The organism is Citrobacter sp. GW821-FHT02E08, assembly GCF_059421685.1.
Map to the genome: position 1 here is coordinate 177,132 of NZ_JBWKVL010000008.1, position 10,016 is coordinate 187,147.

General features: G+C 54.1%; 11 protein-coding genes and 1 tRNA gene. 6 read left to right on the plus strand and 6 right to left on the minus strand.

Annotated elements, in window-relative coordinates:
• Positions 1–84: 84 nt before the first annotated feature.
• Genes fucK through fucR form a run of 3 tightly spaced genes read left to right on the plus strand, consistent with a single transcriptional unit; the run spans position 85 to position 2,689 of the window.
• Positions 85–1,503, plus strand: coding sequence for an L-fuculokinase (gene fucK, locus AC07UY_RS12775; RefSeq protein ID WP_494661550.1), 1,419 nt, complete (start codon positions 85–87; stop codon positions 1,501–1,503).
• Position 1,504: 1 nt separating this feature from the next.
• Positions 1,505–1,927 carry an L-fucose mutarotase gene (fucU, locus tag AC07UY_RS12780; protein WP_271444175.1) on the plus strand — a complete coding sequence of 141 codons (423 nt, stop codon included), beginning with the start codon at positions 1,505–1,507 and terminating at the stop codon, positions 1,925–1,927.
• A 42-nt stretch (positions 1,928–1,969) separates the two neighbouring features.
• The gene (gene fucR / locus AC07UY_RS12785) at positions 1,970–2,689 is read left to right on the plus strand and encodes an L-fucose operon activator (RefSeq protein ID WP_494661551.1); all 720 of its coding nucleotides are present in this window, start codon (positions 1,970–1,972) and stop codon (positions 2,687–2,689) included.
• Positions 2,690–2,708: 19 nt separating this feature from the next.
• Here fucR and rlmM read toward each other — a convergent pair whose 3' ends face one another.
• From rlmM to AC07UY_RS12805, 4 genes are all read right to left on the minus strand, one after another.
• On the minus strand, positions 2,709–3,809 hold the full coding sequence (gene rlmM / locus AC07UY_RS12790; protein ID WP_203360155.1) for a 23S rRNA (cytidine(2498)-2'-O)-methyltransferase RlmM: 1,101 nt from the start codon (positions 3,807–3,809) through the stop codon (positions 2,709–2,711).
• Positions 3,802–4,197, minus strand: a complete 396-nt coding sequence (locus AC07UY_RS12795) for a DUF423 domain-containing protein (protein ID WP_192613313.1) — start codon at positions 4,195–4,197, stop codon at positions 3,802–3,804. Before AC07UY_RS12795 ends, rlmM begins: the two co-directional genes overlap by 8 nt.
• 17 nt (positions 4,198–4,214) lie before the next feature.
• Positions 4,215–5,132 carry a glycine cleavage system transcriptional regulator GcvA gene (gcvA, locus tag AC07UY_RS12800; protein ID WP_203360154.1) on the minus strand — a complete coding sequence of 306 codons (918 nt, stop codon included), beginning with the start codon at positions 5,130–5,132 and terminating at the stop codon, positions 4,215–4,217.
• Between the two features lie 350 nt (positions 5,133–5,482).
• Complete coding sequence (locus AC07UY_RS12805; protein ID WP_203360153.1) at positions 5,483–5,710, minus strand: YgdI/YgdR family lipoprotein; 228 nt, start codon at positions 5,708–5,710, stop codon at positions 5,483–5,485.
• Positions 5,711–5,902: 192 nt separating this feature from the next.
• Between AC07UY_RS12805 and csdA the strand changes: the two genes are divergently transcribed.
• Complete coding sequence (gene csdA / locus AC07UY_RS12810) at positions 5,903–7,108, plus strand: cysteine desulfurase CsdA (RefSeq protein ID WP_494701235.1); 1,206 nt, start codon at positions 5,903–5,905, stop codon at positions 7,106–7,108.
• Complete coding sequence (gene csdE / locus AC07UY_RS12815) at positions 7,108–7,551, plus strand: cysteine desulfurase sulfur acceptor subunit CsdE (protein ID WP_494661553.1); 444 nt, start codon at positions 7,108–7,110, stop codon at positions 7,549–7,551. The genes csdA and csdE overlap by 1 nt, the downstream gene beginning before the upstream one ends.
• Positions 7,552–7,633: 82 nt before the next feature.
• On the opposite strand, the gene tcdA is transcribed toward csdE, so the two are convergent.
• The gene (gene tcdA, locus AC07UY_RS12820; RefSeq protein WP_203360150.1) at positions 7,634–8,440 is read right to left on the minus strand and encodes a tRNA cyclic N6-threonylcarbamoyladenosine(37) synthase TcdA; all 807 of its coding nucleotides are present in this window, start codon (positions 8,438–8,440) and stop codon (positions 7,634–7,636) included.
• A 76-nt stretch (positions 8,441–8,516) separates the two neighbouring features.
• Entirely contained in the window at positions 8,517–9,614 is a 1,098-nt protein-coding gene (gene mltA / locus AC07UY_RS12825) for a murein transglycosylase A (RefSeq protein ID WP_494661554.1), read from the minus strand.
• A gap of 206 nt (positions 9,615–9,820) precedes the next feature.
• On the opposite strand from mltA, the gene AC07UY_RS12830 reads away from it, so the two are divergent.
• Positions 9,821–9,897: transfer RNA gene (locus AC07UY_RS12830), tRNA-Met, on the plus strand.
• Positions 9,898–10,016 lie beyond the last annotated feature (119 nt).

Here is a 10,016-nt window from a genome sequence, read left to right on the forward strand (position 1 = left end):
TGCCGGGCCTACAACAACGCCTTTTTTAGTGATTTTGTAGGCCGGAGAAGCGCAATGCCATCCGGCAAAGTTCCAGGAGTTTTTATGAAGCAAGAGGTTATTCTGGTTCTCGACTGCGGCGCAACCAACGTAAGGGCCATCGCCGTCGACCGCCAGGGAAACATTGTCGCCCGGGCCGCAACCCCTAATGCCAGCGAACTCGCCACGGAAAACACCGCCTGGCATCAGTGGTCGCTGGAGGCCATTTTGCAACGCTTTGCCAATTGCTGCCAAACGCTCTCCGCGCAACTCTCGACATGCCAGATACGCGGCATTACGGTCACCACGTTTGGTGTCGATGGCGCGCTGGTCGATGAACTCGGCAGGTTGCTTTATCCGATCATCAGTTGGAAATGCCCGCGCACTGCCACAGTGATGAACAACATCGGCCACATGATGACGCCACAGCGGTTGCAGGAAATTTCCGGGGTCGGCGCATTCAGCTTCAACACATTGTATAAACTACTGTGGCTCAAAGAGAATCATCCTCACCTGCCTGAACAGGCTCATGCCTGGCTGTTTATTTCATCCTTAATCAACCATCGTTTGACCGGTGAGTTCACCACCGACATCACCATGGCAGGAACCAGCCAGTTACTGGATATCCACCAGCGCGATTTCAGTCCGGAGATCCTGCAGGCCGCCGGTTTGCCCCGCCGTCTGTTTCCACGGTTAGTCGAAGCGGGAGAGAAAATCGGCACGCTGCAGCCCGACATCGCTCGTCGGCTGGGGTTACCAGCGGGTATTCCGGTTACCTCCGCCGGGCACGACACGCAATTTGCTTTGTTTGGCGCGGGTGCCCAGCAGGATGAGCCCGTGCTGTCCTCCGGAACATGGGAAATTCTGATGGTACGCAGTTCCCGGGTAGATACCCCGTTGTTAAGTCAGTATCCCGGTTCAACCGCTGAACTGGACAGCCAGCGAGGCCTCACCAATCCGGGAATGCAGTGGCTGGCGTCCGGGGTGCTGGAGTGGGTACGCACACTGCTGTGGAGCCCAGAGACGCCCTGGCAAACGCTGATTGATGAGGCGCGCGCTATCCCCGCAGGCGCCGACGGCGTGAAAATGCACAGCGATCTGCTGACCAACGCGCAGGCCGGATGGCAGGGCGTCTCGCTCACCAGTACCCGGGGCCACTTGTACCGTGCCGCGCTCGAGTCATTAACGGCTCAACTCAGGCAAAACCTGCAGACGCTGGAAAAGATCGGCCAGTTCAGGGCGACAGAGCTGCTGCTGGTAGGCGGTGGCAGCCGTAACGCGCTGTGGAATCAAATTAAAGCCGACACGCTTGGCATTCCGATCAAAGTGCTGGATGACGCAGAAACCACCGTTGCCGGCGCGGCGATGTTCGCCTGGTTCGGCGTGGGTGAATTTGCCAGCCCGGAACAGGCCAGAGCGCAGGTGCGTTATCAGTATCGTTATTTTTATCCGCAAACCGAATCCGAACGCATTGAGGAAGTGTGAAATGCTGAAAACAATTTCGCCGTTAATTTCCCCTGAACTCCTGAAAGTCATGGCGCAAATGGGCCATGGCGATGAAATTATCTTTTCTGACGCCCATTTCCCGGCTCACAGCCTGGGGCCGCAGGTTATCCGCGCCGACGGTCTGATGGTCAGCGACCTGCTCAGGGCAATCATTCCACTGTTTGAACTGGACAGCTACGCTCCACCGTTGGTGATGATGGCCGCCGTTGAGGGGGATTCGCTCGACCCGGAGGTAGAGTCCCGCTATCGTGATGCGCTCTCCTTGCAAGGCGTATGCCCTGACATTACGCGTATCGACCGCTTTGCATTCTACGAACGGGCGCAAAAAGCCTTTGCGATCGTGATAACCGGTGAACGGGCAAAATACGGCAATATTCTTTTAAAGAAAGGCGTTACGCCGTAATCTCATCCCAGGCAGGTGTACACGAATGATGGAGTGAGAAAAATGAAGACGGCACGCCAGCACGCGATTGTAGACCTGCTCATTCATCACCAGAGTCTGACCACTGAGACGCTGGCTGCACGGCTTAACGTCAGCCAGGAGACTATTCGACGCGATCTGAACGCGCTGCAAGCGCAGGGAAAAGTACGACGTCATCACGGGCGCGCCACCGTGATTCATCGGGAAAACCCGGACGGCGGCGCCCCCTTTCATCTTCGACGAAAAAGTCATTATGCGCACAAAGCGGACATTGCCCGCGAAGCGTTGGCCTGGATAGAAGAAGGGATGGTGATCGCCCTGGACGCCAGCTCGACGTGCTGGCATCTCGCCCGCCAGCTACCGGACATTAACCTGCAGGTGTTCACCAACAGCCACCCGATTTGCCTTGAACTGGGAAAGCGCGAGCAGATCCAGCTCATCAGTTCTGGCGGCACGCTACAACGCAAACACGGCTGCTATGTCAATCCGTCGTTGCTCTCGCAGCTAAAACCGCTCGACATTGACCTGTTTATTTTCTCCTGCGAAGGGATCGATAACCGTGGTGTGTTGTGGGATTCCAGCACGTTCAATGCGGATTTCAAATCAACGTTGCTAAAACGTGCATCGCAATCGTTATTGCTGATCGATAAGAGTAAATTCAATCGTTCGGGAGAGGCGCAGATTGGGCATCTGGATGATGTGACGCATATTGTGTCAGATACACGTCAGGTTGAGACCGGATAACGCACCCGGCCTCCGGATGTTATCGCTCGTCGCGACGACCGCCGACGGCAGCCCACAAACGACGCACGTGCACCGTCACTTCTTCACGGTCATGATAAAGCTGACGCGCCTGAATCTGCGCATTAATGTTGTGTTCGTCAAGCTGGGCCTGAATATACGCCAGGTTCTGCGACACTTCTTCGTAGCGCTTTTTCATCGGCAGCTTGAGGTTGAAGATCGTCTCGCGACACCAGCCGTTCACCAGCCACTGCGCCATCAGCGCGGCCACTTTTGCAGGCTTCTCCACCATATCGCAGACCATCCACGAGATGTTGTTGCGATTCGGGCGGTACTTAAATCCGTCTTCACGCAGCCAGGTCACCTGCCCGGTATCCATTAGGCTTTGCGCCATCGGACCATTATCAACGGAGTAAACCCACATGTTCCGTTTCACCAACTGATAAGTCCAACCGCCAGGACAGGCACCTAAATCCACCGCATACATCCCGTTTGCCAGACGCTCATCCCACTCATCTGCCGGAATAAAGACATGCAGCGCTTCTTCCAGCTTCAGCGTTGAACGACTCGGCGCATCAGCCGGGAACTTCAGACGCGGGATGCCCATGTAAAACGGTGAGTTATTATCAGGCCAGGAATAGCCTGTGTAACAACAGCCCGGTGCGATAAAGAAAACATGGACGACCGGACGTTTTGGCGTTTCATATTTTGCCAGTACGCCGGCTTCGCGCAGCGCCGCGCGCAGCGGCACGGTAAATTTACGGCAAAACTTGACCAGCTCTTTGCTTTCGTTGGTGTCAGCCACTTCGACACGCAGGTCGCCGCCTTTCTCCACGACGCCCTGCAACATACCGACAATCGGTGTAATGCGGTCTTCCGGCGGCAAATATTGCAGCAATTCGCCGACGACAAACATTTGGCGGGCAAAAATCAGCGAACTGAACGGTAGCTCTTTCACTAACTTTTCAGCATCACCCTGCTGGTAGCACTCAAATATGACGTAACCCGCATTGTCTTTTACGCGAGCGAAACCAAACACTTCCCGACGCGTTGCTTTATCCGTGATCTCTGCAGCACACTCTTTTTCAAACCCCGGGCGACACAACAATACAACCTTATTCATGACTAACGCTCTTACGTTTCAAACGGATGGCGCCAATTAACATCAGCACCCAACCTGCCAGAAAACTCACACCGCCGACAGGAGTAACAAACGCCCACAGGCGTAAATGGGACAGCGCCAGGCAATAGAGGCTGCCGCTAAACAGCACCGTGCCTAATGCCAGAAAAACACTGCTCCAGTAAAACCAGATACTGATGCGTCGCTGCATAGCAACGGCAAGACCAAAAATCGCCAGCGTGTGAAATGCCTGATATTCAAGGCCGGTCTGGATCCAACCCATTTCAACCACGCCAAGGGTCTTGCTCAGGACATGCGCCCCAAAGGCGCCCAGAGCAACAAAAATGAAGCCGCTAATGGCGGCGAAAATCAGCATAAAACGGCTGGTCATGGCAGTACCTACATAAATTATTGGTCGTAACGAAAGCGGAATTTTTCTTGTTCAGTGGCCGCTTTTGCCAGTATCCACTGACGAAAAGCAGCTATTTTACCCAGTTCTGCCTGACTGTCATGACAAACCAGATAAAAAGCATTTTTGCTGACCAGAACATCATTAAACGGACAAACAAGACGTCCGGCCTCAATTTCGGACTGCGCCATCACGTTGTTGGCCAACGCGACCCCTTGTCCATGGATGGCAGCCTGTAGCACCATGGCACTATGGCTGAAGATAGGTCCCTGCTGCACATTAATATGATTCAACCCCAACTGGCGCGTATAGGTTTGCCAGTCACGCCGCGAAGCATCATGCAGTAACGTATGCTGTGCCAGATTCTCCGGCGTCTTCAGCGGTTTGTCGCCGGTGAGTAGCAGGGGAGAACAGACAGGCAGCAAATATTCTGCGTACAATTTTTCGACACGCAAACCCGGCCAGTTTCCACGTCCATAAAAAATCGCGACGTCCACATCGTCCGCCAGTTTATCTTCCTGACGATCCACGGCCTGGATTCTGACATCGATTCCCGGATAAGCTGAATTAAAGCTTGTGAGTCTGGGCACCAGCCATTGAATGGCAAAACTGGGCAATAAACTGACGGTTAAGGCCCCTTTTGCACTACGAGCCTGAAGTTTACGCGTCGCTTCAGTTAATTGCGAAAAAATCTCTTTGATGTCGAGGAAATAGCTTTGCCCTTCCTCCGTCAGCAAAAGCGATCGGTTGCGACGGCGAAACAGCTTAAGCCCCAAAAAATCCTCAAGAGACTTGATTTGGTGGCTTACTGCGGCCTGTGTCACAAAAAGCTCTTCTGCCGCGCGCGTGAAGCTCAAATGCCTTGCGGCGGCATCAAAAACACGTAATGCATTCAGGGGTGGTAATCGTTTTGACATGGCTTTTAAACTTTGATGTTAAAATAATTTAACAATTAGGTAACGTTATGTAACCTATTAGTTTTTTTAATCTGAGCCATTATAAATTGTCCGTTGAGGTTCTACCAGCAAATACCTATAGTGGCGTCACTTCCTGAGCCGGAACGAAAAGTTTTATCGGAATGCGTGTTCTGGTGAACTTTTGGCTTACGGTTGTGATGTTGTGTTGTTGTGTTTGCAATTGGTCTGCGATTCAGACCACGGTAGCAAGGCTACCCTTTTTCACTTCCTGTACATTTACCCTGTCTGTCCATAGTGATTAATGTAGCACCGCCAACTTGCGGTGCTTTTTTTTGCCCACGACTGACCGGTTACTGATCCAGTTCGACCATCTCTTTCACGTCAGTACGATTAATCTGCTGTTTGTTGCCGTTTGCATCCTGGTACGAAATCATCCCTGTTTCATCATCAGTCCTCGGTTTCCCCTCGGAGACAATGGTTCGCCCATCATTGGTGTGCATCACATAATTGGACCCGGAACAGGCGCTGAGGGTAAAAGTCAGCATACAGGCAGAGATAATGGCGGCTGTCTTATTCATCTTCTTCTCCTTACAGCGATTTGTGCTATCTAAATAAATGTTCATAACAGGCAAAAGCGTTTGCCCAACACTATTCAGCATAAGCCACTGGTCGGATTTCACATGGATAAGCAGACGATTCCGAGGGTCAGGACAAACCTTGTATCAGGGCTCTTTTTGCGCCACGATCTGTTGACTGAACAGAGGAATTCCATGAACGCTTTTAATCCCGCGCAGTTTCGTGCGCAGTTTCCCGCACTCATTGATGCCGGAGTCTATCTCGACAGCGCCGCCACCGCCCTCAAACCGCAGGCGGTTATCGACGCCACGCATCAGTTTTACAGTCTGAGCGCCGGAAACGTCCATCGCAGCCAGTTTGCCGAAGCCCAGCGCCTGACCGCACGTTACGAGGCGGCCAGAGAAAAAGTCGCGCAGCTGATCAATGCCCCCGACGACAAAGCGATCGTCTGGACCCGTGGCACTACCGAAGCGATCAACATGGTGGCGCAAAGCTACGCCCGCCCTCGCCTGCAACCGGGCGATGAAATTATTGTGAGCGCGGCCGAGCACCACGCCAATCTCGTGCCCTGGCTGATGGTCGCAGAGCAGACGGGCGCAAAGGTCGTCAAACTGCCGCTCAATGCGCATTTTGTTCCCGATGTTGAGCGTCTGTCCGATCTGATTACCCCACGCAGCCGCATTCTGGCGCTGGGACAAATGTCCAACGTGACGGGCGGATGCCCGGATTTGGCCCGCGCAATCGCACTGGCGCATGCTGTCGGGATGATAGTGATGGTCGACGGCGCGCAGGGAGCGGTGCATTTCCCCGCCGACGTCCAGTTGCTCGACATCGATTTCTACGCATTCTCAGGTCACAAACTGTATGGCCCGACCGGCATTGGCGTGCTCTACGGTAAACCAGAGCTGCTGGATGCGATGTCGCCCTGGCTCGGCGGCGGCAAAATGATCAACGAAGTCAGCTTCGAGGGATTTACCACGCAATCCGCGCCGTGGAAGCTGGAGGCCGGTACGCCGAACGTTGCAGGGGTTATTGGCATGAGCGCCGCGCTGGAATGGCTTTCTGAGACTGATATCGTGCAGGCCGAAAGCTGGAGTCGCGGGCTGGCCACTCTGGCAGAAGAAGCACTGGCTACCCGTCCGGGTTTTCGCTCGTTTCGTTGCCAGGATTCCAGCCTGCTGGCCTTCGACTTTGCCGGAATACACCACAGCGATATGGTGACGTTACTGGCAGAATATGGCATCGCGCTGCGTGCCGGGCAGCACTGCGCTCAACCGCTGTTGGCGGAAATGGGCGTCACCGGGACGTTGCGCGCCTCTTTTGCGCCGTATAATACAAAGAGCGATGTCGATGCGTTGGTCAATGCGATTGACCGCGCGCTGGAAATACTGGTGGATTAATGACAAACCCTCTGTTCGCTGGACACCCGTTTGGCACAACCGTAACCGAAGAGACGTTACGTAATACGTTCACCCCACTGACACAGTGGGAGGATAAATATCGCCAGCTTATCCTGCTGGGTAAGCAGCTTCCCGCGTTACCGGAAGCGTTAAAAGCGCAGGCAAAAGAGATTGCCGGATGTGAAAACCGCGTCTGGCTGGGGCATACCCTGTCGGCCAATGGCACAATGCACTTTTTTGGCGACAGTGAAGGTCGTATTGTGCGCGGCCTGTTGGCCGTATTACTGACCGCGGTGGAAGGCAAAACGGCGGCGGAGATTTTGACCCGCTCGCCGCTGGCGTTGTTTGATGAGTTAGGCCTGAAAGGGCAGCTCAGCGCTTCGCGTAGCCAGGGGCTGAATGCACTTAGCGCGGCGGTTGTGGAAGCGGCCCGCAACGTGTGAAGGTTGTTGTGCCGGATGTCTTATCCGGCCTGCAACGCCGCTTGAACCGTAGATCGGGTAAGCGTAGTGCCATCCAACGCCATCAAGCCTCGCGCGCCGCTTTCGCCATCATTTTCTTCAGCGCGTGGGAAACAGCGACAAAACCGAAAGTGGCGGTCACCATGGTCGCCGCACCGAATCCAGAGGCGCAGTCCATGCGTTTTGGCCCTTCCGCCGTCGCTTTCATTGCGCAGACAGACCCGTCCGACTGCGGATACACCAGCGCTTCGGTAGAGAACACGCAGTCAACGCCCAGCTTGCCTTTGCTGTTTTTCACCACGCCAAAATCACTTTTCAGGCGCTCACGCAGTTTTGCCGCCAGCGGATCCTGAATGGTTTTCGCTAAATCGACGACCTGAATCTGTGTAGGGTCGATCTGCCCACCCGCACCGCCGGTGGTGACCAGCGGAATTTTATTGCGCCGACAATACGCAATCAGCGCCGCTTTCGGCCGTACGCTGTCGATCGCATCGATCACATATGAAAAACCTGCATTCATATACTCAGCAACGTTATCCGGAGTCACGAAATCATCGACAACGTTCACCCGGCATTCCGGGTTGATCAGACGGATACGATCCGCCATCACTTCCGCTTTCGCCAGCCCAACGTTATCGCGCAGGGCATGAATTTGACGATTCGTATTGGTGACGCAAACGTCATCCATATCAATCAGCGTGATCGCGCCAATTCCGGTTCGTGCCAGCGCTTCTGCCGCCCACGACCCCACTCCACCGATCCCGACCACACAGATATGCGCGTCGGCAAACAGCTGCAGCGCTTTTTCACCATACAGACGCGCGGTGCCGCCAAAACGCTGACGCCAGGCATCACTTATCACAACAGACATACAACCTCAGAATTAAAAAGGGTGAGGATATCCTCACCCTGTCTTATCCGTAGAAATGGTGTTCAGAATACCATAATCAGCCGCTAAACACGTTACCTGCGCCCGGCGCGCTCTTCAGCACCCAGACACGACCATAGTGATTATACCAGCCTGCACGGTGCCCGGCGTCCGCGCCAATGCCCTGGTAAATATCAAAGTGCTGGCCTTTAATTGCGCCGCCGACGTCCAGCGCCACCATCAGGCGCAGTTCATACTGGCCGGTAAACTTACCGTCATTATCCAACAGCGGCACTTCCGCCAGCAGCGTTGTGCCCGGTGGAATAATGCTACGGTCAGAAGCAACAGAGGCGCGACCAATCAACGGTACTGCGCTGGCCCCTTTCACCGGTGCATAAGATTGCGGTTTAAAGAAGACAAATGAAGGGTTCTGCTCCAGCAGCTCACGCACTTGTGCTTCACTGTGCGTTTCACCCCAATGGCGAATCGCCTGCATCGACATATCTTCTTTCTTTACTTCACCGCGGTCGATCAGCACTTTACCTATACTGCGGTAAGCATGACCGTTTTTCCCGGAATAGCTGAAGAAGTTGAGCGGGCTGCCGTCGCCAAAATCAATATAGCCGCTGCCCTGTACATCCATGATGAAGTTATCCATCAACGAATTACTGTAGGCCAGAATGTAACTGTCGCTCAGTGCGCCGGAGTAGATCTCCGCACGGGACGGCAGGCGTCCGCGTTTTGGCGGCATCCGATAAATCGGGTACTGGAACTCTCCCTGACGCGTATGGCGCGCCTGGATAACAGGCGTGTAGTAGCCGGTAAACTGTACGTTGCCGTAGTTATCCGCGCCTTCCATCTGCCAGGCATCAATGCCGAACTGACGCATACTACGCGTATCGCCGCCAGCACGCAGCCAGTCCTGAACAGCGCTATAAACGTTGCTCTGATTACCATATAAACGCGGTGATGAACTGCGAATCTGATTCACCTGCTCGGCAAAATCGCCCGCGTTAATCGGCGCGCCTACCGCATCAGGTTGGTTCACCAGTGAGAAAGGCTGGGTAAACTTCCCGTCTTTATACTGCTGTCCGCGATCGGTGGGTTTAGAGGAACACGCAGCAAGCATCGCCACGACGGCTCCGGTGAGAAGATATTTTGCCCAACGTCCTTTCATTGTTCTCGTCTTTAAGTTGCCAATAATGCGAGATGAAGATAACAAACCCCCGGACCTAATGAAATGCGCATCCAGCCCTTGTTGCAAATTTTGTGCAAAAAACGAGCCGTAAGAACTATTTTTAACCACTCTCGTACCAAATTTATGATCTGGTTAAAAAAAGGGTTGCATGAAAACGTTAGCAGAGTATAGTGCGCATCCACGGACGCGGGGTGGAGCAGCCTGGTAGCTCGTCGGGCTCATAACCCGAAGGTCGTCAGTTCAAATCTGGCCCCCGCAACCAATACAATGTGAAGAAAGAGAAGTTGCTTGTTCGTAGAGTAACAGACGGACGCGGGGTGGAGCAGCCTGGTAGCTCGTCGGGCTCATAACCCGAAGGTCGTCGGTTCAAATCCGGCCCCC